The sequence below is a fragment of the Natrinema sp. H-ect4 genome (genome assembly GCF_041894845.1).
Classification (GTDB): Archaea; Halobacteriota; Halobacteria; order Halobacteriales; family Natrialbaceae; genus Natrinema.
This window is the reverse complement of the sequence record NZ_JBHDYC010000003.1, coordinates 59,867-84,604: the sequence shown is the minus strand read 5'-3', so window position 1 is coordinate 84,604 and position 24,738 is coordinate 59,867. Positions and strand designations below refer to the sequence as shown.

Annotated in this window: 21 protein-coding genes; 9 read left to right on the top strand and 12 right to left on the bottom strand. The window is 61.8% G+C overall.

Annotated elements, in window-relative coordinates; all coding sequences use genetic code 11:
• Window positions 1-143 precede the first annotated feature (143 nt).
• Window positions 144-1,313 carry an ATP-binding protein gene (locus ACEWFR_RS05760; RefSeq protein ID WP_374060133.1) on the top strand — a complete coding sequence of 390 codons (1,170 nt, stop codon included), beginning with the start codon at window positions 144-146 and terminating at the stop codon, window positions 1,311-1,313.
• Here ACEWFR_RS05760 and ACEWFR_RS05755 read toward each other — a convergent pair.
• Window positions 1,289-2,233, bottom strand: coding sequence for a cation diffusion facilitator family transporter (locus ACEWFR_RS05755; RefSeq protein WP_374060132.1), 945 nt, complete (start codon window positions 2,231-2,233; stop codon window positions 1,289-1,291). The two genes, ACEWFR_RS05760 and ACEWFR_RS05755, sit on opposite strands and share 25 nt — an antisense overlap.
• Before the next feature lie 357 nt (window positions 2,234-2,590).
• On the opposite strand from ACEWFR_RS05755, the gene ACEWFR_RS05750 reads away from it, so the two are divergent.
• The 4 genes from ACEWFR_RS05750 to ACEWFR_RS05735 all read left to right on the top strand — a co-directional run bounded on the left by ACEWFR_RS05750 (window position 2,591) and on the right by ACEWFR_RS05735 (window position 4,763).
• The gene (locus ACEWFR_RS05750) at window positions 2,591-2,998 is read left to right on the top strand and encodes a CrcB family protein (protein WP_374060131.1); all 408 of its coding nucleotides are present in this window, start codon (window positions 2,591-2,593) and stop codon (window positions 2,996-2,998) included.
• Window positions 2,995-3,459, top strand: coding sequence for a fluoride efflux transporter CrcB (gene crcB, locus ACEWFR_RS05745; protein WP_374060130.1), 465 nt, complete (start codon window positions 2,995-2,997; stop codon window positions 3,457-3,459). Before ACEWFR_RS05750 ends, crcB begins: the two co-directional genes overlap by 4 nt.
• A 147-nt stretch (window positions 3,460-3,606) precedes the next feature.
• On the top strand, window positions 3,607-4,182 hold the full coding sequence (locus ACEWFR_RS05740) for a magnesium transporter (protein ID WP_374060129.1): 576 nt from the start codon (window positions 3,607-3,609) through the stop codon (window positions 4,180-4,182).
• Window positions 4,182-4,763, top strand: a complete 582-nt coding sequence (locus ACEWFR_RS05735) for a magnesium transporter (protein ID WP_374060128.1) — start codon at window positions 4,182-4,184, stop codon at window positions 4,761-4,763. Before ACEWFR_RS05740 ends, ACEWFR_RS05735 begins: the two co-directional genes overlap by 1 nt.
• A 176-nt stretch (window positions 4,764-4,939) precedes the next feature.
• On the opposite strand, the gene ACEWFR_RS05730 is transcribed toward ACEWFR_RS05735, so the two are convergent.
• Window positions 4,940-6,148, bottom strand: coding sequence for a potassium channel family protein (locus ACEWFR_RS05730; RefSeq protein ID WP_374060127.1), 1,209 nt, complete (start codon window positions 6,146-6,148; stop codon window positions 4,940-4,942).
• A 122-nt stretch (window positions 6,149-6,270) separates the two neighbouring features.
• Here ACEWFR_RS05730 and serS point away from each other — a divergent pair, with 122 nt between their 5' ends.
• A complete protein-coding gene (gene serS / locus ACEWFR_RS05725) occupies window positions 6,271-7,650 on the top strand; it encodes a serine--tRNA ligase (protein ID WP_374060126.1) in 1,380 nt (459 codons plus the stop codon).
• Between the two features lie 28 nt (window positions 7,651-7,678).
• Here serS and ACEWFR_RS05720 read toward each other — a convergent pair whose 3' ends face one another.
• On the bottom strand, window positions 7,679-7,834 hold the full coding sequence (locus tag ACEWFR_RS05720; protein WP_374060125.1) for a hypothetical protein: 156 nt from the start codon (window positions 7,832-7,834) through the stop codon (window positions 7,679-7,681).
• 168 nt (window positions 7,835-8,002) lie between these two features.
• On the bottom strand, window positions 8,003-10,189 hold the full coding sequence (locus tag ACEWFR_RS05715) for an elongation factor EF-2 (protein WP_374060124.1): 2,187 nt from the start codon (window positions 10,187-10,189) through the stop codon (window positions 8,003-8,005).
• A 619-nt stretch (window positions 10,190-10,808) separates the two neighbouring features.
• Here ACEWFR_RS05715 and ACEWFR_RS05710 point away from each other — a divergent pair.
• From ACEWFR_RS05710 to ACEWFR_RS05700, 3 genes are all read left to right on the top strand, one after another.
• Window positions 10,809-11,564, top strand: a complete 756-nt coding sequence (locus tag ACEWFR_RS05710; protein WP_374060123.1) for a DUF5781 family protein — start codon at window positions 10,809-10,811, stop codon at window positions 11,562-11,564.
• A 147-nt stretch (window positions 11,565-11,711) separates the two neighbouring features.
• A complete protein-coding gene (locus ACEWFR_RS05705) occupies window positions 11,712-12,410 on the top strand; it encodes a hypothetical protein (protein ID WP_374060339.1) in 699 nt (232 codons plus the stop codon).
• A gap of 307 nt (window positions 12,411-12,717) precedes the next feature.
• A complete protein-coding gene (locus tag ACEWFR_RS05700) occupies window positions 12,718-14,586 on the top strand; it encodes a hypothetical protein (RefSeq protein WP_374060122.1) in 1,869 nt (622 codons plus the stop codon).
• Between the two features lie 531 nt (window positions 14,587-15,117).
• Here ACEWFR_RS05700 and ACEWFR_RS05695 read toward each other — a convergent pair.
• From ACEWFR_RS05695 to ACEWFR_RS05660, 8 genes are all read right to left on the bottom strand, one after another.
• Entirely contained in the window at window positions 15,118-15,726 is a 609-nt protein-coding gene (locus ACEWFR_RS05695) for a 30S ribosomal protein S7 (protein WP_374060121.1), read from the bottom strand.
• A gap of 2 nt (window positions 15,727-15,728) precedes the next feature.
• The gene (locus ACEWFR_RS05690; protein ID WP_004267302.1) at window positions 15,729-16,157 is read right to left on the bottom strand and encodes a 30S ribosomal protein S12; all 429 of its coding nucleotides are present in this window, start codon (window positions 16,155-16,157) and stop codon (window positions 15,729-15,731) included.
• A gap of 253 nt (window positions 16,158-16,410) precedes the next feature.
• Window positions 16,411-16,836 carry a NusA-like transcription termination signal-binding factor gene (locus ACEWFR_RS05685; protein WP_374060120.1) on the bottom strand — a complete coding sequence of 142 codons (426 nt, stop codon included), beginning with the start codon at window positions 16,834-16,836 and terminating at the stop codon, window positions 16,411-16,413.
• 3 nt (window positions 16,837-16,839) lie between these two features.
• A complete protein-coding gene (gene rpoA2 / locus ACEWFR_RS05680) occupies window positions 16,840-18,033 on the bottom strand; it encodes a DNA-directed RNA polymerase subunit A'' (RefSeq protein WP_374060119.1) in 1,194 nt (397 codons plus the stop codon).
• Window positions 18,026-20,953 carry a DNA-directed RNA polymerase subunit A' gene (locus ACEWFR_RS05675; protein ID WP_374060118.1) on the bottom strand — a complete coding sequence of 976 codons (2,928 nt, stop codon included), beginning with the start codon at window positions 20,951-20,953 and terminating at the stop codon, window positions 18,026-18,028. The genes rpoA2 and ACEWFR_RS05675 overlap by 8 nt, the downstream gene beginning before the upstream one ends.
• A 3-nt stretch (window positions 20,954-20,956) precedes the next feature.
• Window positions 20,957-22,786, bottom strand: coding sequence for a DNA-directed RNA polymerase subunit B (gene rpoB / locus ACEWFR_RS05670; protein ID WP_374060117.1), 1,830 nt, complete (start codon window positions 22,784-22,786; stop codon window positions 20,957-20,959).
• A gap of 3 nt (window positions 22,787-22,789) precedes the next feature.
• Window positions 22,790-24,370: a DNA-directed RNA polymerase subunit B'' gene (locus tag ACEWFR_RS05665; protein WP_374060116.1), complete on the bottom strand. Its 1,581-nt coding sequence runs from the start codon at window positions 24,368-24,370 to the stop codon at window positions 22,790-22,792.
• Entirely contained in the window at window positions 24,371-24,598 is a 228-nt protein-coding gene (locus ACEWFR_RS05660; RefSeq protein ID WP_374060115.1) for a DNA-directed RNA polymerase subunit H, read from the bottom strand. It lies immediately after the preceding gene.
• Window positions 24,599-24,738: the final 140 nt, after the last annotated feature.

Genomic DNA, 24,738 nt, shown 5'->3' with positions numbered 1-24,738 from the left:
CGTCATCGCACAGGATAAAAGCTCGCGTCGCGGCCAGCCGATGCGACCGCGACCGTGGTGGGCCGTTACTCCCTTTACACCCCACCCGCATTCGTACGATAGATGATTCGAACCGTTCCCGAACGACCCCCGCTCGATCGAAGGTGAGCCAGGATCTGTCGGATCAGATCAGCCTCGAGCCCTCCCAGTCGTGGCTCCGGGGAGCACACACGCCCGGGATCGTACTCGGGAGCGGCGTCCTCTCGTTCGCGTTCCTCGTCGGCTGGTGGATCGCGTTCGCTGATTCGCTCGACGGAATCGGGATCCTGCTGAGTTTCCTCTTCGTCGGCGGCCCGGCCCTCGGACTGGCGTGGGGCGGATACCGCCTCGAGCGGAGCGACATCGACGCGAATCGGTACGGTCGGATACTCAAGTGGTATCTCGGCAGTGGAGCGATCTTTCTGGCGATCAACCTCGTGACGATAGTGTTCTCCCCCTGGCATAATCTCGCGGGAAACATCTCCTGGGCTCACTTCTCCCTCAATGCGGGCGCAGTGGGCGGATTCGTCGTCGGCTACGTCGAAGCGAGTGCCATCCAGCGCGAGGTTGAGGTGACGGCCGACACCGTCCGTGCCGAACAACTCGAGGACGAGCGGGCGCTCCTCATGTACCTGAACGACCTCCTCCGACACGAGGTGCTGAACTCCTCGCAGATCATCGGCGGTCACGCATCGCTATTACGCGAGCAATACGAGGACGAACGGCTCCGCGACCGTCTCGAGACGATCGAAGGCGAAAGCGACGACCTCGTCGGCGTCATCGAGGACGTGCGGGCGATGCTCGACGCGAACCGGGGAGCCGAAACCGGCTCCGTCGACCTCACCGCGGTACTCGAGGCGCAACTGGCCGAGTGTCGCGCCCAGTTCGACGACGTCGTACTCGAGGCGACGCTACCCGACGCGGTCGCAGTCAGGGGAAATCAGGGACTGCAGTGGATCTTTTCGAACCTCCTCGAGAACGCGATCGAACACAACGACGGCGACGCGCCGCGCGTTCGCGTGACCGTCGACGCGGCGCCCGAGACCGTGAGAGTCACGATCGCCGATAACGGCCCGGGGATTTCCGAGGCGACTCGGGAGTCGCTGTTCGAGCGGAAGTCGACCAACCACGGGCTGGGCCTCTATCTCTCCCAAATCCTCGCGAACAGGTACGACGGCACCGTCGGCCTCACTAACACCGGCCCGGATGGGAGCGTCTTCGTCGTCACGTTGCCTCGGGCGTCGTCTCCCGCGGACGCCCCCGAGAGTAACTACGGCGACCCGGACTCGTCGTAAGGTGATCCGAACTCGTCGACCGACTCCTTCCACTCGCCGATTCCGGACGGATCGAGATGGACGTGTGCGTCGCCGACGTCCTCGAGGCCTCGCAACTGATCGACCAGGTCCGATTCGATGTCGTGGGCATCGCGAAACGGCATGTCGCCGTCGACCTCGACGTGGACTTCGACCTCAAGGACGGTGCCGTCGTAGAAGACGGTCAGGTCGTGAACGCCCTCGACAGCCGGATGGCTCCGCAGGCGGTCGGTGATCTCCCCGCGCTTCTCGGGACCGGGCGCGGCACCGATGAGGTAATCGACGTTCTCCCTGCCGATTTCGACGCCCTGATAGACGACCAGCAGGCTGACGAGGCCGCCGGCGACGGGGTCGAGTATTGGATAGCCGACCAGGACGCCGAGGACGCCGACGATGGCGGCGACCGAGGTGTAGATATCGTTCAGGCAGTCCTTCGCGAGCGCCGCGAGCGCGGTCGACTGCAGGCGTTCGTTGATCCGAACGGTGTAGCGGTAGACGAGGTACATGTCGACGATTGCGAACCCGAGGGCCACGAGGAGCAAGACGCTGAACTCGATGTCAGTGCCGGTGAGAAGTCCCTCGACGGACCGGTAGAGCAGATTCAGTCCGAGGAGCGCGATGACGGCACCGACGAACAGCGCCGTCAGGGGTTCGATCCGATCGTGGCCGTGCGGATGAGTCGTGTCTGGTTCGTCGAACGCACTTCGACCCCAGACGAGAACGACCACGCTGGCCACGAGATCCGCGAGCGAGTGGGCTGCGTCCGCGAGGAGGGCGACGCTCCCGAACGCGAGCCCCGCCGACCCCTCGGCAACGATCTTCACGACGTTACCGAGGACGTTCGCCCACGACGCCCGCGCGAACCCGTCCCGCCCGCCGCCCCCGGAAGCGTCTCCGGTCATGGCTCGGTTTAGAGGCAGTCTAACCTTGGCTCTTTTCCTTCCGCGACTCGAGGCGCTCGAGCACGATTCGGAGCCGCGAGATCGCTTTCGGAAGGACTCGCGAGAGGGCATCCGGAACCCTCATTGTGTGCCCGCGAGAGGGAGCACACGATCGGGCGATGGGGCCCGCCTGACCCAACCGCCGGGCGAGACTGCCGGTCCGTGGCTGGCGTCGATCCCAGTGCCACGCCGGCGAGCGTCGGTCGGCTGATACGGCCTGCTGTCACTGGGTCCCGGCGCACCCGCACGACGGGTGGCGGGTGCGCTGGAGCTGACTGACAGGAGTCCGTATGACGGTCCCTGCGTGACCACCCAGCCATGGCAGACGCACACCCGCTCGTTCGACTCGAGACGCTCGCACTGATCGCCGTCGGCGGCTTCGCCGGCTCGAACCTTCGGTTTCTTGCGATGGAAGCGCTCCCGGACGTTCCCTCGATCGTCCTCGTCAACGCCGTCGGGAGCGCCCTCCTCGGCTTTCTGATCTACGAGGCCGAGTACGCGGGCCACATCGGCTCGCGGGCTCGCCTCGTCTTCACGACGGGATTTCTCTCCTCGCTAACGACCTATAGCACGTTCGCGCTCCAGACTGCGCTCGCGTCGAATCCGCTCGCGCTGGTCGGCATCGTCGCCGCGAACTACGGACTCGGGCTGCTCGGCGTGCTCGCAGGGCGGGCGTTCGCGCGCCGAATCGGGACGCCACACCACGCCGGCGGTGAGACGGCATGAGTGCGATGGATCTCGAGGGGGTCGTCGCTATCCAGTTGTTCACCCACGCCGTCGTTCTCGCACGCACGGCTATCCAAGCAGTCGTCACCGTCGACCTCGAGCCGGCCCACCTCGTCGGCACCGGCGGCGCGATCGGCGCAGTCCTCCGGTACTGGGTCGGCCAGCGGGTCTCCCGGGGTTCGAGCGGCCGATTCCCACTGGCGACGTTCGCGGTCAACGTCGTCGGCAGTTTCGTCTTCGGACTCGCGATCTTCGCGGGCGCGAGCGAGTCGACGCTACAGCTCGTCGGCACCGGAATCTGTGGCTCGTTCACGACCTTCTCGACGTTTTCGGTCGAAACGGTCCGGCTGTACGAGCGCGGGGAGCGAGCCCTCGCGGTCGGCAACGCCGCGGCGACCCTCGCCTGTTCGCTCGCGGCGATCGGCCTCGCGTGGGTCCTCATTATCGCGAGTTCGCTCTAAGTGATGTCCAAAAAACGGCCTCCTCGAGCGAGCCCAGCGAAACACGTTAGCGATCGGCCAGGTATGGTAGCAATCCACACGTCGTCGGACGTTGTGCTCGCGTTCGACCCGCGGTAGGTTTATGTCCGGACTACGTCATTCGCCGCTATGGAGGGTCGCCAAACCGCGTGGCGCATCTACCGCGAGTCGCTGCCGATTCTCGTGGTAAGTCTCGCCGGCGGGATCTTCGCGGGGTCGGTCCTCGGCTCCGAGGGGATGACGGCCGGATTCGAGCGGTTCCCCGGCATGCTGTTGTTGCTCCCCGCCTTCCTCGCGACCCGGGGGAACGTCTACGGCGCGCTGGGGGCGCGCATCTCGAGCGGTCTCCACCAGGGGATGATCGATCCGGAGTTCTCGTGGAACCGGCGGCTCGTCAACGCGGTCGCCGCCTCCTTCATCAACGGGATCGGCATCTCGGTGTTCATCGCGTTCCTCTCGTGGGGCATTCTCCAGGTGCTGGGACGCGAGTCCGCGCGGCTCGTCGAACTCGTCGGTATTATGCTCGTTTCCGGCGTTTTGACCTCGTTCACCCTGATATTCGGCATGCTGGGACTGGTGTTCGCGAGCTACAAGTACGGCCTCGATCCGGACAATTTGATCGGCCCGATCGTCACCACGCTCGGCGACGTCTTCGGCGTCGTCTTCCTCTTCGTCGCGCTCACCGTCGTCGGGGTGGTGTTCTGATGGCGGCCGCGGACCCCGACGACCCGCTCGACGCCTGGACGATCCGGCACATCGTCAGGACGATGTTCCCCATCCTGCTCGTCCTCTCGATGCTCGAGATGGGGTCGGGGTACATCCTGGAGGAACTCGAGGAGACCTACCTCGCGAACCCGACGCTGCTCGTGCTCGTCCCCGTGATGATCGGGATGGGGGGGAACCTCGGCGCGATCCTCTCCTCGCGGCTCTCGACGCGGCTGCACCTCGGGCTGCTCGAGTTCGACCCTCGAGACGAGGTGCTGTGGACGAACATCTTTGCAATTCTGGGGCTCGCGGTAACGATCTTCTCGGCGCTGGGTATTGCCGCCTGGGTCGTCGGCCAGGTGATCGCTGAACCGATGGCGCTCGTCGACCTCATGGTCATCTCGGTGGTCAGCGGTATGTTGCTGGCCGTCATCGCGATTGCGCTCAGTCTCGGTGCGACCTACGTCTCCTACACGCAGGGGCTGGACCCCGACGATACGACGATCCCGGTCGTCACGAACCTCTGCGATATTCTCGGCGTCATCGTCCTCTCGGTGGTCGCGATCGTCGTCCTGAACTGAGATCGAACTCACCCGTGCGAGACGAGACAAACTCGGACGTTCCGGAGACTCGCGTCTCGGTGGTCAGTAGGTTCGCTCGAGAAGGACCGTTCTTCCGTCGTATCTTTACCTTGTGACCAGAGGCACTTAAAGAACGGACGGAAGCAGCGATCCGTCGCGACGAAAATGAATCGAGACTACGCGGACGCGAGTTCTCGGAAGTCCGCCGCGGCCGTCCGCGTCCCCTTCGAGATGAGCACATCCCCGCCGCGCAGTTCGGCGTCGGCGTCCGCGACCAGCAGCCACCCATCGCTAGGTCTGCGGATGGCGATCACCGACATCGTCGACTCGGCGTCGGGAACACCGGCGGTGACCGCAGTGCCGTCGAGTTCACTCCCCGTCTCGACCACGACGCGAGTGATGATCTCGTCGCTCTCCTGAACGGCCATCTGCACGACCGGATGGACGTCGATGTCCCGCAGGACGCCCTCGCTGATCTCGATCGCGGTGTCGCTGATCCGCTCCGTGCTGCTGCCCAGCTGGATCAGCCCCCGCAGGGCGACGGGGTCCGGCGCATCGGCGGCCGCCCGTAGCGTCCACGCCTCGAATCGCGATTGCATCGCGTCGACTTCGACCTCGAGGTTGCGGACCTCCTCGGCGAGTTCCTCGCTGTCGAACAGCACGCTGCTGTAGGCCAGATCGACCGCGAGTTCGGAGAAGTCCTTCATGTGGATTATCGTGTCCACGGCCCGCTCGAGGTCGTCGATGTCGGCCGTCTCGACGGATGGTGCTTCGTAGACCTCGCCGGTCAGCGTCTCGTAAACGTCGCCGATCGACGAGTCTGGGCCCCGCAGAAACGCCACGTCGTCGGCCTCGACGCGCGTGTTCGGGCCGGGGTTGAGCAGCCACTCGTTTCCCCGCCGGAGCGCGATCACGCGCACGCCCGTCGCCGACTCGAGGTCGATGTCTTTCAGCGTCCGCCCGGCGTAAGCAGAGCCGGTGGCGACGACGCCCCGAACGAGAGTGCCCGCTGCGTCCGGCAACGCGGCCCGCATCGCTTCGGGCAGTCCCACGTCCTCGAGGACGATCTTCGCGATGTCGCCGGCGGCGTCGCTGATCCCGTCGGCCGCGCCAACGATCCCGAAGACGGGCGCGAGCTGTTCCGCGTCCGCGGGCTTCCGTGCAGCCATCAGGAGGCTCATCCGCGCGCGCAACTCGAGGACGTCCATCCGCTCTTCCAGTCGGAGCACCTCCGTCGCAAGTGGCTCGCTCTGGTGGAGCACCGCCGAGTACGAGAGATCGATCAACAGCTCCGCGGTGTCTTTCATCTCCACGAGTACGTCCTTGACGCTGACGGGCTCGTACTCGATCGATGTCGACGACAGCTCGCCCTCGAGCGGGTCCATACCGTGAGAGTCGGCCCGCCGACGAAAAAAACGTTTCCCGCCGACGGCTCGAGCGAGCGACCGGGAGACGCGGCTTTCCGACACGGTTTTGCCCGGGCACAAAGAACGCACGGGCAAGACCAATGCTCGACCGGACCTATCTGCGCGAGAACCCCGACGAGGTACGCGACGCCCTCGAGAACCGCGGGGCGGATGTCGACCTCGACGAGTTGCTCGAGCTCGACGAGCGGTGGCGCGAACTGAAAGCACGCGGCGACGACTTACGCCACGATCGCAACCAGATCACCAAGAAGATCGGCACGCTCGTCGCCGAAGGGAAAGAGGAGGAACGGGAGGAAGCCATCGAGCGTTCCCGGGAGCTCAAAGCCGAGATCGAGGAGGTCGAGGAAGAGGGGGTCGCCCTCGAGGACGAACTCAAAGAACGAATGCTCGAGATCCCACAGCTCCCCCACGAGAGCGTTCCGCTGGGGGTCGACGAGCGCCACAACGTCGAGGATCGGCGCTGGGGGTTCGACGACTCGCACGATCTTCCCGACGAGGTTACGCCCCACTACGACCTCGGCGAGGAGCTCGACATCATCGACGAGGAACGCGCCGCCAAGACGACCGGTGCCGGCTTCTACTTCCTCAAAGGCGAGGGCGCACAGCTCGAGCATGCCCTGATCCAGTTCATGCTGGACCTCCACCGCGAGCAAGACTACGTCGACGTGTTTCCGCCGATCCCGGTCAAAAGCGCCTCCATGCGCGGCACCGGCCAGCTCCCAAAGTTCGCCGACGACGCCTATCGACTGGGTGGTAGCAACGAGGAGGAGTACGACGACGAGGACCTCTGGCTCTGCCCCACCGCGGAGGTGCCGGTCACCAACATGTACGCCAACGAGATCCTGCTGGACGACGACCTCCCGCTCAAACACCAGGCCTACACGCCTAACTTCCGGCGCGAGGCCGGCGAGCACGGCACCGAAACGCGGGGCATCGTCCGCGTCCACCAGTTCAATAAGGTCGAACTCGTCAACTTCGTCGAACCCGAGGAGAGCTACGACCGCCTCGAGAACCTCCTCGAGGAAGCCGAGGAAGTCCTCAAACAACTCGGCCTCCCCTACCGCATCCTCGAGCTCTGTACCGGCGACCTGACCTTCGCCAGCGCCAAGACCTACGACATCGAGGTCTGGGCCCCCGGCGACGACATGGACGACGGCCCCGAGGAAGGCGGCCGCTGGCTCGAGGTCTCGAGCGCGTCGAACTTCGAGGACTTCCAGGCCCGCCGCGCCGGCCTGCGCTACCGGCCCGAGCGCCACGAATCAGCCGAGTACCTGCACACGCTGAACGCCTCCGGGCTCGCGATTCCCCGGGTTATGGTGGCGCTCCTCGAGTACTACCAGAACGAGGACGGCACGGTGACGATCCCTGAGCCCCTGCAGCCGTATATGGGCGGAAAGGAGGTCATCGAGGGCCACGAAAAGGTCGGCGAAGCCGCGCTCGGTGCAGGCGAACGAGAGTAACGAGTTAACCCGACTCCCGTCCTGACAGCTACTCGCTACTGAACGCTTCTCGATCCCGTCTCCAGCGCTGCTCGTCGCGCCCGCCGAATCGAGCGGCTGCGGCTCGTGCGTCTTCACCCCCGTCGGACGAGAGGATATCCACGAGTAGTTCCGGGTCCGGGTTTTCCGCCGATTCTGTCGTCATCGGCTCCTCACTTTGTGTCAGTCTATCTGAGGAATGAAACGCGTTCGCTTCATCTACCGTAGAGAAAAACGGCAACTCTTGTCACGAGTCACGTCTCACAGGTGCCACTGATAGCACTCGAGACGGGAAATAACGGGAGAAACCGAGATCTCGTAAGCGGCGAGTCGCCTACAGGTAGTCGATCGCCGGCGGCAGCTCGAGCTTCATGCCCTTGCGCTCTCGGATCTCCATGATCTTCTCGCGCTGGAGGGAGTCGGCCATGACCTCGAAGCCGGCGTTCTCGGTGTTCCAGGAGGCACGACCCTCGGTCGCAGAGCGGATGTCGCTCGCGAACCCGATCATCTCGCCGACGGGCGCGATACCCTCGACAACCATGAGGTCTCCTTCCTGGTACATGTCGTCGACGCGGCCACGACGACCCTGAATCTCGCCGGACGCAGCGCCCATGTGATCATTGGGAACGTCGATACGAGCGTCCTGCATCGGCTCGAGCATCTTGATCTTCCCGTCGATCAGCGCCTTGTGGACAGCGTTCCGGGTCGCGGGAATGACCTGTGCCGGGCCGCGGTGGATGGTGTCCTCGTGGAGTCGAGCGTCGTGCAGACGGATGAGCGTCCCCTGTACCGGCTCGTTCGCCAGTGGGCCGTTGTCGAGGGCGTCCTCGAGCCCCTCGATGAACAGCTCCATCGTCTCGTTCAGGTGCTGGATACCCTTCGTCTGATCCAGCAGGATGTTCGAGCCGTGGATGTGCTCGACTTCCTGCGAGTCGTCCTTGTCCATGCCGGCGTCCTGGAGCGCCTCGCGGCGTTCCTGCTCGGGCATGTCCATCGACGCCTCGCCTTTCTTGATCGTGTCGACGACGTCCTCCGGCAGCGGTTCGACGGAGATGTAGAAGCGATTGTGGCGGTTGGGCGAGATGCCTTCGACCTGATCGCTCGCGCGCTGGATCGCTTCCCGGTAGACGACGATCGGTTCACCGGTGTTGACCGGGATCCCCTGGTTCTTCTCGATACGCTGGGTGATGACCTCGAGGTGGAGTTCACCCTGCCCGGAGATCAGGTGTTCGCCGGTGTCCTCGTTGATCGTAATCTGGATCGTGGGGTCCTCCTTGGACACCTGTCGAAGAGTCTCGATGAGCTTCGGCAGGTCGTCCATCGTCTGTGCCTCCACGCTCTTGGTGATGACCGGCTCGGAGATGTGTTCGATCGTCTCGAACGGCGTCATCTCGACGCTGGAAACGGTCGAACCGGCGATGGCGTCCTTGAGACCCGTGACGGCGGCGATGTTCCCCGCGGGAACGTGATCGACTTCCTCGCGTTCGCCACCCATGTAGATCCCGACGGACTGGACGCGGTTCTTGCCCGCGGTCCCGGAAACGTACAGCTCCTGGCCCTTCTCGAGGGAACCCGAGAAGACGCGACCGGAAGCGACTTCGCCGGCGTGGGGGTCCATCGCGATGTCGGTGACCATGAAGACGACTTCGCCGTCCTCGTCGACGAGGCGCATCGATTCGGCGAGCTCGGACTCCTCGTCACCGCGCCAGATGCGCGGGACACGACGTGGCTGTGCATCGACCGGGTTCGGGAAGTGCTCACAGACCATGTCGAGCACGACGTCCGACAGCGGCGTCCGCTCGTGGAGTTCCTGGCGCTCGTCGTTGCGCTCGAGGTCCATGATTTCGCCGAAGTCCATCCCGGTTCGCTGCATCGAGGGCATGGAGACGCCCCACTTGTACAGCGCGGAGCCGAAGCCAACGGTGCCGTCTTCGACGGAGACGGTCCAGTCGTCGATATCGTCGCGCTCCTCGGTCATCCCGCGGATGAGTTCGTTGACGTCGTGGATGACCGACAGGAGTCGGTTCTGCATCTCTTCGGGTCCTTCCTGAAGTTCGGAGATCAGACGGTCGACTTTGTTGATGAACAGGGTCGGCTTGACGCCCTCTCGGAGCGCCTGACGGAGCACCGTCTCGGTCTGGGGCATGGCCCCTTCGACGGCGTCGACGACGACGAGCGCACCGTCGACGGCGCGCATCGCCCGGGTGACGTCGCCACCGAAGTCGACGTGGCCCGGCGTGTCGATGAGGTTGATGAGGTGGTTGGTATCCTCGTACTCGTGAGTCATCGAAACGTTCGCCGCGTCGATGGTGATCCCGCGTTCCTGTTCGTCTTCCTCCGTGTCCATCGCAAGCTGTTCACCGGCAGTCTCATCGGAGATCATGCCGGCACCGGCGAGGAGATTGTCAGAAAGGGTTGTTTTCCCGTGGTCGACGTGAGCGGCGATGGCGATGTTCCGGATGTTCTCCGGTTCGTCCATCAGCCGTTCACACTCTTGGACGATCTTCTTGCGTCGGCCCATATATACCCCATTACCGCCAGCGGGGTCAAAAGGGTAGTGTTTCGTCGCCGCCGAAATTCGTCGTCTTCCCGGTTTGAACGTTTGAATATCCAATTTGGGTGAGTGAATTGCTCTCATAATGTGAGCCTCCTGATCTACGGTGACGCGACCGTACAATCCCGGGACACCGTGATCCGAACTCACATCGACACCATAGCCGTGCGGAGGGCAAGTAGTAGCCACTGACCGTCACTACACACCTGATCGCACGGCGGAAGCGCGGTTCAGAGCGAACGCGGTTCGGAGCGAACGCGGTTCGGAGCGAACGGAGTGAGCGAGAACCGCGGGAATGCGAACGGTGAGCGAAGCGAGCCGTGAGCGAACGGAGTGAGCGAGAACCGCGGGAATGCGAACGGTGAGCGAAGCGAGCCGTGAGCGAACGGAGTGAGCGAGAACCGCGGGAATGCGAACGGTGAGCGAAGCGAGCCGTGAGCGAACGGAGTGAGCGAGAACCGCGGACTATGCGATCGGTGTGTGAACCGTCCAGTAGATATTACTGTTCACCCGCTCGACGACCCAATTCACCCACACGCAATCGCACGCAAGAGTCAAACCCCGTCGGCTCTTGTTAGTAGCACACATGGACATCCGCGTTCAGGGGCCGGGCCCAACCTCTCCATTCCTCAGCGCCCGGGACCTCTTCGAAACCGAACACGACCTCTCGCTACCGGTCTACGTCCACCTCCGCGACGATCCGGACGAACGAACCTGGGCCGCCCACTACGACGATCGCCACGTGCTCAACATCTCGAGGCAGGCCGCCTCGTCAGCGATGGCCCGCGAACTCGCCCTTCACGAGTTCGCACACATGGCTCGCCACGAGCAGCGACACCCCTCCCACACCCAGTCGACCGAGGAAGTGCTCTATCTCGCCTTGGCCGGCAAGAGCGTCGAACGGCGCAAACTCTCCCACTGCTATCAGATCGCAAACCACATGAAAGACATCTACGCCGACGACATCACGCTCTCGGTCGGCCCCGGCGAGAAACTGCTCTCCTTCCTCGAGTCGAGCCTCGCCGCGGCGGTCGCAGACCGACCCGAGACGCCGCCCCGACCCGGCCTCGAGCGTCTCTCTGCGAGCGCCGACCCGGAAATCACGGCCGTAAACGCCGCGTTCGCACTGGCGCTCGCGGAACGGCACGATCTCGTCGACAGGGACCACCGACTTTACGACCTCGCGCACGCGGCCGCGATGGATGCACCGAAGGTCGACTTCGAGGCGTTCAAACAGCGGTTCCGAGAGCTCGCACGGGAGCCCGACACGAGCTCTTACCGGCAGGTGCTCGTCGACGCGACCCGGGCGTACGTCGGCGGCAAGGGACCCGCGGCGGACTGAGTCGTCACGACCCGAATCGCGACGATGACCGGCGTGACCGGCCGACTCGAGTGGATACCTGAAACGGCGGTTCATCGAAGCGTTGACCGTACGCTTCAATCCGAACATTTATTGTTTGAGGGAATAAAACCGTGGAACATACTAGTGATGCTCTCGGGAACGGACTGTGAAAGGACGAACGGGGACGGCTTTTCCGACGAGCTAACGCGGTTGAAACGACAGGGAGCGAGCGTTCTCGTCGTAGGCTCCGTCCAGCCTGACCAGCGTCGAGATACCTGTCAACGGCTGCTAGGTTGTGGGGCCAGCCGTGTCCGGCGACGCGTTCTGGTCTCGACGACCGGCGAACCACACCCCGTCTCACACTTCGTCGACGACGGGAGTTCGGAGACGCTTTCGGTTATCGCCTACAACACGCAGGCGCGCAGTGCCGCCGCGACCGCCCCGGATGTTTCGCCGTCGATCGAACCGTCGACGACCGATGTCGATACCCTCGCCGACCTCGGCATCGCCATCTCGAGTGCGATCGAATCCTTCGAAGCCACCGCCGACGTGCTCGAGCCGTCCGAGGTCAGGGTCGGAATCAATTCGTTGCTTCCCCTCCTCGAGGAGTACGGCAGACAGCGAATGTTCAAGTTCCTGCATTTGATCAACGGCCGAACGAGGACCATCGACGGGATGGTGCACTATCACCTCCCGGTCGAACGGGATGCGCAGGTCGTTCCAGTCCTCTCGCCGCTTTTCGACGTGGTCGTCGAACTTCGGGAGCAAAACGGCGACTACCAGGAGCGGTGGGATATCGACGACGGGGCCTACAGCTCCGGCTGGCTGCCGGTCGATTCGGAGTAACGGTCGATCGCTAGAAACGGTCCATAGATACGGTCTCGAGAAGCGCCACGATCGATCGCACAGAAGCCGTATGACTCACACATCCGACTCAATAACGCCGAAGTTCGAGCCGACAGCTGACGGGCTCGAGATAATCGATCCGATCGAACGACACCGGTATCGGTTGACGACGAACGAACCGGTTTCGCTCGAGTCAGCTGCTACGGATCAAATCGGATTTCCTATTGATGCAGCGATAGCGGTTACAACTGGTTCGATTACGCTGCCAACTACCGACCATGTCCTCATTCGTGATTCGGACAATACCATGGTTGCAAAAGTCCCTCCAAGCGAGCAGGTGGACCTCTCGCACGGAGAATATACGCTAGATATATCGGGACCCATGAAAGTCTATGCCAAGGTCGATAGCTCGGTCGACATTTACTCAGATAGTGAACAAACATATGTCAACCTCGGCGATTCGACACAAGTGATCCTTGGTGCTCGATCATTCCATGAGCGACCAGCAGGGACGATTACAACGACAACTGACCCAGAAGACGTTATGGCGGCAGTGTCTGCCTTTGGTTCAGCACTAAAAACGACGACCCCAGAACGGACCTATCCGACACTTCGTGGACACCCGCCCCGTCTCGAAATTGGTGACGATCTTCATATACCCAATAAATTCGATCGGGAAGAAATAGGAATCCGCATAGAAGTTCCTGCAACGCTACAAAACACCTTCATCGCTGCACCACTAGCGTATTATCTTGGTGCAGATGTAGTTCCAGGTACAAGTCCTGAATTAATTACTGAATCGGGCTATAGATATTCATTTGATTGCGGAAACGGCTTTGATACAGCAGTGAAACAAGTACTGAAACAGGTATTCTTTCTCGATTGCGTCGTCCGCACGGAGGGCACGACTCCCTTTCCACTGCACGAACGCGAGATGGTCGAATCGGTCCTGGAGTTTGAACCCGAGGTTGCGTACGATCAACCACTTGTTGAACGGGTGGAAACATTTCTCGATGTACCATACTCAACTTTGCAACCGTATCTTCCGAACTGGCAACTCGAGACGCAATTTGAACCCACTGCAGAGTACATCGAATTCCTCCCTTTCGTCACCAATGATCTCGCTGTCGTCAAAGTTCAAGACCAATCCGATAGTTCGTCAGTGATAGATCCAGCAGCAAAAAAAGCGGTTAACGAATTCACTCGGGATAGTAGTGATTTCGTTCGTAGTGCGAGTTCTCAGAACATCCGCGGGAATAAAGCTATATCTATATCTAATAATCTACCACAACTGCCAACGATCCTACAATCTTGGACTGGAATTGATAACACGGAAATAACTAGTACAGTTCCATTGGTATCATACGAAAGTAGTATCGGACGGACACCGAAGGACGGTCCTATTGAAATTGAAGTCATATGTAATGACAATGATATGCGAGAGGAACTTGAGAGTGTTAATGGAACATACGGAACCCGGAAAGAACTACCGTTTGAAACAACTATTCACTACGATCTCACGACATCTGCTCTTGCGGAGGTACTGGCGAGGGACAGCGACTTCCTACATTATATCGGACATATAGATACTGAGGGGTTCCAATGTTCAGATGGAAAACTAAATGCCGCGACGGTTGACACAGTCGGTGCGAAGGCGTTTTTACTAAATGCATGTCAATCTCACGAACAGGGGTTGCACCTTATTAAAGCCGGAAGTATCGGTGGAATAGTAACGTTTGGCAACGTTGTTAATAGTGGTGCAGTGAGTATAGGAAGCCTCATTGCTCAGTTATTGAACCTCGGATTTCCGCTATACGGAGCACTTGATATTACCCGTCAAGAGAATGTCCTTGGACAACAGTACCGAATGGTTGGTGATGCACGAACGACGATAGCACAATCGGAAACACGTATACCAAACGTATGTTTAGTGAATGATGAAAAAGAAGATACTAGAGCGGATGTAGTACCTTATATTTCAGCTGAAATTAGAAGAGGTGGTGTCTTCTTTCCCTACCTAGAACCAGTTGATCTGTATAGTGTGATTCCCCATAGGATAGAGAAAGTATCAGTTACAAATGCACAACTAGAAGATTTCTATAGTGAGGGAGAATTTCCGGTATTGCTTAATGGGGAAGTACAATGGAGTGGCGAACTGCTTTCTGATAACGTCTAATTCTTACGGGCCCAAGAAGATCGAACTGTTTGCTGCGACATTTCCAGCCTGTCCCAGTAGCAGCAGAATCGTGAACAGGGCGCCGATCATTCGCGGGTGGTTCTTCAAGTACTGTGTAATGTCCGTCATGGTACACTCGAAGTATAGTACCAGGCTGTAATTAATTTATTTTAATATCTCTTTCAAAGGATAGATAATACCAATATGATAGACTACTTGTTGAAACAGTATTAAACGAATTAGTAGAACAGCAAATACGAATAGCACCTCACTGGTGGTATTCGCAATCCAACTCCGAGCCGCTGTACCACCACTCGAGCGTCACTCGATGGGGTCTGTCAGGGTGAGATACCGGATGGAAATCCGAGAAAGTGCTCTAGTAGCCACTGCAAGTCACTGCACACCTGATCGCCCGACAGCTGTGCGATCAGTGTGTAACTAGTTGCAGTTGTTACTATAGTAGAGCGGTTCGAAAATCGATGGCACTACTCCGAGTGGAAGGCCGACCGAAAAACGAATCGACAAATCGCGTTAGCGGGCGGCTGCCGCGACGCGCTCTTTCTCTTCTTTCTGACTGACGGCGTACGTCTGGACGTCGTAGTTGGCCGCGCCGATGAGCTGGTCGGCAATTGCCTCCTCGATATCCGTCGTCGTCTTGAACGACGAGTTGTAGACGCCGTCTGCGAGGAACTTCAGGGCCTGGTCGACCCGACGCTGCGGGGCGACGTCGACGGCCTTCGGGACCGAAATTCCACCGTACTTCAGGCGGACGGTCTCCTCCCGCGGGGCCGCGTTCTCGACGGCCGTCACAAGCACCTGAATGGGGTTGTCTTCGGTGCGCTCGTGAACGAGCTCGAACGCGTCACGGACGTGGTTGAGCGACTGCTGTTTCTTGCCCGTGTTCTCCTCGGTCTGCATCAAGCGGTTGATGAAGCGCTCGACGATCGAGATTTGGGACTTCTTGAACTGCTTGTTGGCGTGACGGCCCGCGGTGTGAGCGACGGGAGTCACCGTGATGTAGCGCTCGGTCGAGGGATCGGCGTACTCGAGTTCGCCGACCTCCCACGTGCCGAAGAGCTTCGCCGAAACGTCTGTGCCACCGGCCGGCGCGTCCGGATCCGGTTGATCTTCTGCAGCCATGATTATCGCACCGGTTTTTCCGCGTTCCCGCGAACGAGTTCTTTCAGTGCGACGCCATTGACCTTGTCGACCTTGTAGTTGACACCGGAGAGGTCGCCCATCGCACGACCCTTCGCCCCACCGATCCCGGCGATGGTGACTTCGTCGTGTTCGTCGATGAACGAGATGGCACCGTCACCGGGACAGAACGCGGTGACCTGCTTGCCGTTCTTGATCAGCTGCACTCGGACGCACTTTCGGATCGCCGAGTTGGGCTGTTTGGCCTCGATGCCGACCTTTTCGAGTACGATACCGCGAGCCTGCGGTGCACCCTCGAGTGGATCGGACTTCTCGCGAAGTCCACGGGCGCGGCGCGCGTAGTCAGAGTCGGACCACCGCTGATTCTGGCGGTCCTTCTTGAGCTTCCGCGCGGCATATTTGCCGTTTGCCATGGAGGTCGCTATCCGACGAAGGCACTTAAGCGACCCGTTTCGACTCCGCGTGACGGCTCGAGATCGCTTTAGGAACATCGCTCGCCGAATCTGCGGGCGTTTCGCCGGCTCGAGTTACGCCCGGAGCGCGGGTTAGCGACGTTCGGCGGGCGAGAGGTCCCCGAACGGAAGATCGACTGCGAGCAGTCGATCGATTTCAGAGACTGTCGCCTCGAGGGAGACGTATCGGCCAAAAATCGCAGCGAGGCGCAAATCAGATGAGCTGGACGTCGTCGATCCCGAAGTGGCGATCCGCGAGCGTTCGGGCGGCATCAATCGTCCGACCGTTCGTTCCGATCGCGACGCCGTGGTCGTCTTCGGCGACCTCGACGTAGGCGACAGTATCGTCGTTTTCGCTGATGGTGACGTTGTAGACGGCCGCTGGCGCGAGGACGTTTGCGACGAACGCCTCGGGATCGTCCGCGCCTTCGACGAGACGAACCTGCGCATCGACCCGGTCCTCGAATCGCTGGACCGTCCGACCGCCGGGGCCGATCGCCTCGCCCATTCCGCCGCGTTCGACCACGATCAGGAGCCTGTTACCGCCCTCGGTGATGAGACAGTCCCGACCGTCGACGCCGGTCACGTCCTCGAATGCACCGAGATATTGGCGAGCGTCGTCGTCGAGGGTAACACCCATCGATCAGTCGGCCTGACCGCTCCCGGAGGTGGTCGATCCCATCCGGAGATCGACATCGCCGGTGCCGAGCTTGATCGGCTTGCCGACGATGACGTTCTCCGTGACGCCGTCGAGATCGTCGATCTCGCCGTGGATAGCGGCGTTGAGCAGGTGGTTGACCGTCACCTCGAACGCCGCGCGTGCCAGCACCGAATCCTTCGAGCCCGAGATGCCGTGGCGGCCGATCGACTCGACCTCGCCGCGATTGGTCATCATGTCCGCGACGAGCATCAGGTGCCGGACGTTCACGTCGTCCAGTCCCTGCTCGGCGAGCGTGTTGTTCGTCTCCTCGATGATCGTTTCGCGAGCAGCCTCGATGCCGAGGTTGCGGTGGATCTCGTGGATGTTGTTACACGTCGTCCGCGAGGCATCGACGCCCTCGATATCGAGGGCGTCGCCGAAGGCCGATCCCTCGGTGTAGAGGACGAACTCCTCGCCGTCCTCGAGTTCCTCGCGCCGGATGACGACGCGGGAGACCTCTTCGATCCCCTTGAACGTGATTTCGCGGAGCTCTTCGACCAGCTGGAGGAGATCGCGGTAGGACGGTTCTTCGGGGCCAAACTCGATGCTGGCACCCTGCTGGACCGTCTTGACACCAAGGGAGTCCTCGATGATCTCGGCGACTTCCTCGGCCGTGATCAGCCGCTCTTGCAGCGTGTCCTCGTTGAGCGAGATTTGAACGCGCATGTCCGCGACGTTCGTCGAGACGTCGCCCAGTGCGAGGATCTTGGTCGCCTCGATGCTCCAGACGACCTCGTGGGCCTTCTCGCGTTCGGTCGCGTACTCGTCCTCGAGGTAGACGGTCATCATCGGCGTGTCCGGGGTCTTCCGGGCGTCGACCAGCTCGATCAGCCGAGGCAGCCCCTGGGTCACGTCGATCTCTGCGACACCCGCGTAGTGGAACGTGTTCATCGTCAGCTGGGTGCCGGGTTCGCCGATCGACTGGGCCGAGACCGTCCCGACGGGGTCGAGCGGGGGAACTCGCGTGTTCAGATAGCGGGTCTCGACGGCCTTCGAGAGTTCGTCGGCTTCCTCGACGGTCGCGCCCTCGCGGCTCTCGAGCGTCTCGTAGACCTCGTCTTTGAGTCGCCGTGGGAGGTCGGTGTCCTCGACAACTGCGATCGTGTCGTCGTCAACATCGTAGTCGACGCTAGTCATCCGAGCTCACCCCCACGTCCTCGGCGAGGCGATCGTCGGCGTGTTCGGAGAGGTTCGTCGGCTGTGGTCTGGAGCCGAGGAACTCGTCTCGTTCCTCCTGAGAGGCAAACTCGGAGTCGAGTACCTGACTGGCGATGTTTTCGACGTCGATGTCGTTGTCGTCTCCGGAGGAGACTTTGACCGGCGACGTGCCGTCCTCGCCGAACTCGAACTGGACGATCGTGTCCGAGGTGTCTCGAACGGTACCGTCGTACTGGGACTCGAGTTCGGAGAGGGCGTTGATCAGCCGACGCTGCAGGTAACCGGACTTGGAGGTACGGACTGCGGTGTCGACCAGGCCCTCACGACCACCCATCGCGTGGAAGAAGAACTCCCGCGGGGTGAGGCCGCTCGTGTAGGAGTTCTCGACGAAGCCGTGTGCTTCAGCGGAGAGGTCGTTTGGCTCGTAGTGGCTGAGGGTCCGATCCTCGTACCCACGGTTGATCCGCTCGCCCCGAACCGCCTGCTGGCCGACCGCGCCGGCCATCTGGGTCAGGTTGAGCATCGATCCGCGGGCACCGGAGTTGGCCATGACGACGGCTGGATTGTCGTCCTCGAAGTGCTCGTCGGCGATGTTCCCGGCGTTGTCACGCGCACGCGAGAGCGCCTGCATAATCTTCATCTCGAGGGTCTCGTCGATCGTCCGGCCGGGGAGACTCTCGAGTTCGTTGTTCTCGTAGGCCTCGATCAGCTCTTCGACGCGGTCGTTGGCGTCGTCGATCGTCTCGTCGATGCGAGACTGGGCTTCCCCGGGGATGGTCTCGTCGTCGATCCCGATCGAGAACCCGAAGTGCATGATGGCGCGCATCGCCAGCGTCGAAACTTCGTTAATGAAGATGCGCGCGCGGGTGTTGCCGTAGACTTTCGTGATCGTGTCGACGATCTCGCCGCCGAACTCACCGACCTCGTCCTCGGCGATGGTACCCTGGAGCAACTGGCCGTCTTCGATGACGACTTCGTCGCCGACGGTACCGGTGAACTCGAGGTTCAGGTCGTCGGGCAGCAGTTCGGAGAAGACGTCGTAGCCGGTCCAGAACGGCGTTCCCTCGTCGTCGATCCCGCTCGGTTCCGGCAGTTCGTCGATCCGGGTGGCACGAAGCAGGTCCAGCGCCTGCGTCTCGTTGAATCGGGGGTTGTCGTGGGTCAGGAGGTACATCCCGGAGATGTGGTCCTGAATGGCCCCGATGATGTTCTCGCCAAAGCGCGGGGAGAGGATCTGTTCCTGAACGCGCATGAGGACGCGGGCCTCCGCGCGGGCCTCCTCGTTCTGGAGGGCGTGCATGTTCATCTCGTCGCCGTCGAAGTCGGCGTTGTACGGCGGACAGACGACGGTGTTCAGCCGGAACGTCTTGTACGGCATGACCACGACCTCGTGGGCCATGATCGACATCCGGTGGAGCGACGGCTGGCGGTTGAAGATGACGATGTCGCCGTCGATGAGGTGGCGGTTGACCTCCCAGCCGGCCTCGACCTTCTCGGCGAGCTGTTCGCAGTTCTTCTCGGTCACCTTGAGCCGGCGGCCGTCTGGTCGACGGACGTAGTTCGCACCGGGGTGACCCTCGGGGCCGTTCGAGACGAATCGACGGGCGTCCTCGAGGTTGCGCTCGGTGACGTTCATCGTCTGGGTCATCTCCTTGGCGACGCGGTCCGGAACGCCGACCTCGTTCAGCGAGAGGGTCGGGTCCGGCGAAATGACGGTCCGGGCGGAGAAGTTCACACGCTTGCCCGAGAGCGAGCCTCGGAAGCGACCCTCCTTGCCCTTGAGTCGCTGGGAGAGGGTCTTGAGGGGGCGGCCGGAGCGGTGTCGCGCCGGCGGCGTTCCCGAGATCTCGTTGTCCATGAACGTCGTGACGTGATACTGGAGCAGTTCCCAGAGGTCCTCGATGATCAGCTGGGGTGCGCCGGCCTCGCGGTTCTCCATGAACCGCTGGTTGATCCGAATGATGTCGACCAGCTTGTGGGTCAGGTCGTCCTCGGATCGCTGCCCGTTGTCGAGCGTGATCGACGGTCGCGCGGTGACCGGCGGGACGGGGAGAACGGTGAGGATCATCCACTCGGGACGGGACCGCTCGGGGTTGATCCCCAGTACCTCGATGTCCTCGTCCGGAATATTCTCGAACCAGTCCCGGATGTCGCTGGGCATCAGCTTGTTCGTGTCCTCCTCGGTCAGGTCGATATCAAGAGCCTTCTCGATGGCCTTTCGCTGGCTCTCGCGCGGACGGAAGGAGCCCGAAAGGATCTCGTTGACCCGCGTGAGTTCGATCTCGGTTTTTTCGGCGAGTTCGTCCGGCGTCGTCCGGTCGATCCCTTCCTCCTCATCGCCCTGCATCGCGCCGGCGATGCGCTGGGAGTACTCGCTGGTGAGGACCTGCTGGACCTCGTAGTAAGTCGTCGGCTTCTCGTGGTCGATGTCGTACTGGATTTCGCCACAGAACGGACAGCGGTCCTTCTTCCGAGCCTGCCGAATCGCGGCCTTCGTCACGTCGTTGAGATCCCGGCTCAGTTTCCGGGACTCGTCGAGTTGACCGCGGAACTCGTCGCGTTCGTCCTCGGTGAGGAGGAGTTTCGAACACTCCCGACAGGTCCCTCGCAGGAGCCGTCGGATGAGTTTCGTAAAGCCGACGTGGATGACCGGCGCGGCCAGTTCGATGTGACCGAAGTGGCCGTTACACGAACCCGAGTGCTTCCCGCAGGTCTTGCACTCGAGGCCGGGGTCGATCACGCCGAGCCGGGGGTCCATCAACCCCATGTCGATAGGGAACCCGTCGTCGTCGTACGTGTCGGCGGTGATGATCTTCGTCGCGCTCATCTCCCGGTATTCCTCGGGCTCCATGAGCCCGAAGGAGATCGCTCCGATGTCTTTTGGTGTCGTATCTTGCATGGGTTAGACGGCGTCCTCCAGTTCGAGTCGCGGTGCGATACCCAGCGCCTTCATCTCGTCGAGCAGGAGCTTGAACGCGTAGCTCATCTCGATCTCGTGGATATCGGTCTCCTCGTCGCAGTTCGGACAGTAGACACGCCGTTGTTCGACGTTTTCGACCGCGCTCATCCCGCAGTTCGCACAGACGTGGATGAACTCGCGGTCGGACTCGTCGAGCAGTCGTTCCTTCAGCGTCATGGCCGCCCCGTGGCCGATGAACACGTCGCGTTCCATCTCCCCGATACGGAGGCCACCCTCGCGGGCGCGTCCCTCCGTGGGCTGTCGGGTCAGCACCTGCACCGGCCCGCGCGAGCGGGCGTGCAGCTTGTTCGAGACCATGTGGTAGAGCTTCTGGTAGAAGATGACCCCGACGAAGATCTCGGCGTCGATCTTCTCGCCGGAGATACCGGAGTACATGGTCTCCTTACCGGCCGAATTGAACCCGGCGTCCTCGAGCCCACCGCGAAGTTCGTCTTTGCCCTCGCCGAGGAACGGCGTCCCGTCGACGCGCCGTCCCTCCATCGCGCCGAGTTTCCCGCCAATCATCTCGAGGATGTGGCCGACGGTCATCCGCGACGGTAGCGCGTGCGGGTTGAGCACGAGGTCGGGAACGACGCCCTCCTCGGTGAACGGCATGTCCTCCTGGGGTGCGAGGTGGCCAATGACACCCTTCTGGCCGTGTCGTGACGCGAACTTGTCCCCGAGTTCGGGGATCCGCTCGTCGCGCACGGAGACCTTCGAGAGCTTCGAGCCGTCTTCACCCTCCATGAGGGTGACGGTGTCGACGATCCCCGACTCGCCCGAGCGCATGGTAACGGAGGTTTCACGCCGCTTCTGGGGCGAGAGTCCGCCCATGTCGTCTGGCTCTTCGAGGAATCGCGGCGGGCTCGTCTTCCCGAGCAGGACGGAGTTTTCGTCGACCGTCGTCTCGGGGTTGACGAGGCCGTCCTCGTCGAGGTGGGTGTACGCTTCCTCACCGCGGGCACCGCGGACATCCTGGCTTGGAATCTCGAAGCGATCCTCCTGGCCACCGGGGTAGCGGCGCTCCTCGCCCTCGTAGGTGCGGAAGAAGTGCGAGCGAGCGAGCGCGCGTTCGACGCTGGCCTTGTTCATGACCAGCGCGTCCTCGATGTTGAACCCCTCATAGCTCATCACGGCGACGACGAAGTTCTGGGCCGCCGGCCGCTCGTCGTAGCCGATCTGCTCGGTCGTCTGGGTCTTCACCATCGAGAGCTGCGGGTAGTGCAGCAGGTGCTGGCGCGTGTCCGGCCGGATCCGGTAGTTCGCGCTCGGCAGCCCCAGCGACTGCTTGATCATCCCTGCCCCCATCGTAATGCGGGGCGAGGCGTTGTGCTCGGGGTAGGGGATCATGCCCGCACCGATCGAGAAGATCAGCGACGGATCGATCTCGAGGTGCGTGTGTTTCTCGGTTAGATCGTCCTCGTCGACGCCGACGAGGATGTCCTCTTCCTCCTCGGCGTCGATGAACTCGATGTAGCCGTGATCGACGAGATCCTCGAACTCGAGGTCGCCGTCCTGGAGCGCCTCGATCTCCTGCTGGGAGATGCGTGGTTCGCCGTCCTCGACGACCAGCAGCGGCCGTCGTGCACGGCCGGCGTCGGCGTTGACGATCACTTCGCGAGTGCGGTCTTTCACCGAGACGTTGACCATCTCGCTGACGTCGCCGATGCGTCGCGCTTCGCGGATCTGTTCTGCGAGTTCGTGCGGGTCGGGATGCGTCCCCACCAGCGACCCGTTGACGTAGACTTTCGCCTCTCGTTGTTGGCTGCTCATAATTTAATCGTCCCCTGCCGCTGTCGTCCGTTCGATGCCTTCGAGACCGGGAATGCCCTCGACGCCCATCGATGCGAGTTCGCGTTTGAGTTCCTGTTCGTCCTCGACGTTCTGTGAGAGCTCCATCGATTGGGCGAAGTTCTTCACCAGTCCACAGTTCGGTCCCTCCGGCGTCTCCGATGGCCCGATGCGACCCCACTGGGTCGCGTGCAGGTCCCGCGCTTCGAAGTGGGGCTGCGAGCGAGAGAGCGGGCTGCGAAGGCGGCGCAGGTGGGAAAGAACGCCCATAAAGTCCGTCCGGTCGACCAGCTGGCTCACACCGGATCGGCCGCCGACCCAGTTGCCCGTCGCGATCGGGTGCTCGAGCCGTTCAGTAAGCACGTCGGATCGAACGACCGTGTTCACCGAGAGCTGCCGGTTTCGCATGTTTGCGCGCTCGAGCTGGTATTTCACGTCCCGCGCCAGCTTGTTCAGCGCGGTCCGGAACAGGTCCTTCATCAGGTCGCCGCTGACCTTGAGCCGCTTGTTCGCGTAGTGGTCCTTGTCGTCGGACTCGCGCCGTCCGAGCGCGAGTTCGAAACAGGCCTCGGCCATCCGACAGAGGTAGTGGGCCTTGTTGATCCGGACGTCCTCCTCCTCGACGCCTTCCTCGTGGAGGTGAGGCAGGAGGTAGCGGTCGATGACGTAGTTGGCCCGCTTGAGCTGGTAGTTCTTCCCCTGGCCGGAGGCGACGCGCTTCCCGAGCTCCTCGATGGCCCCCTCCTCGGTCTGGACCTCGGCTTCCTCGAGGTTCTCGAGCATGTACTTGACGACCTCGGGGTCGTTCGAGACCTTGTGGACGATTTCCTCGTCCGATTCGAGGCCGAGCGCCCGCACGAGCGTCACGAAGTTGATCGAGCCAGACACCGAGGGGAACGAGACCTCGAGCAGTCCCTCACGATTCCGTTCGCACAAGACAAGAGCGCGGTAGCCGCGGCGCTGCGAGAAGGTCTTGGCGACCTGAATCTCGTCGCCGTACTTGCTGTCGTACTCCGCGAGGATCTTGTTCGGTGCGAGGTCCTCACTGGTCATCAGCACCCGCTCGGAGCCGTTGACGATGAAGTAGCCGCCGGGGTCGGCGGGGTCCTCGCCGATCTCGATCAGTTCCTCGTCGGAGAAGCCGGCGATGTTACACTTGTCGGAGCCGACCATGATCGGCATCCGGCCGATCTTCGTCTCGGTCGAGTCGACGACCCGCTCGTCGCCTTCCTCGCCCTTGACGATGGACATCTCCATGAACACCGGCGCGGAGTAGGTGATGTTGCGGAGGCGGGCCTCCTGTGGGTACAGCAGTTCTTCGGAACCGTCCGCCTCTCGGACGCGGGGCGTGACGACGCGGACGTCGCCCAGTTCGACGTGGACCGGCTCCTCGCCTTCCTTATCGCCGATGTCCGTGTCGATCGTCTCCTTCTCGTCGACGACCCGCTGCATTCCTCGGTTGAGGAAGGCGTTGAACGAGCGGTAGTGGTGTTCGGCGATCCGTTCCTTCGCGAAATATTCACGCGAAATCTCTCGTCGGTCGTCGCGGTTTAGTTCAATTGCCATTTATTCCACCACGAGTCGATAGATGACTGCCTGCTCGGTCGTCCGCGAGTCACGGACGATCTTGATAACGTCGCCGATCTCCGCCTCGTCGGGGAGGGCGGGATCCTTGCGCTGTATTTTCGGTAAATCTGTACGATCGATGTTGTATTCCTCGAGCACCTCCTCGAGTGTGTCTTCCTCGAGGACACTGTGCTCCGGAACCAGTTCGTGTTGGCTTACGTCTACCATGTGTTGGTGTGAGTGTGGGTGTGCGTGTCGGCTATCGGGAGAGAAGCGGCTGTCACGAGATACTACAGGTAGATAGCGGTGGGAGGCATTTAACGGTTACTAACTCGAGGCACAAGCGGGGCTACCCGGCCGGGCAAAGT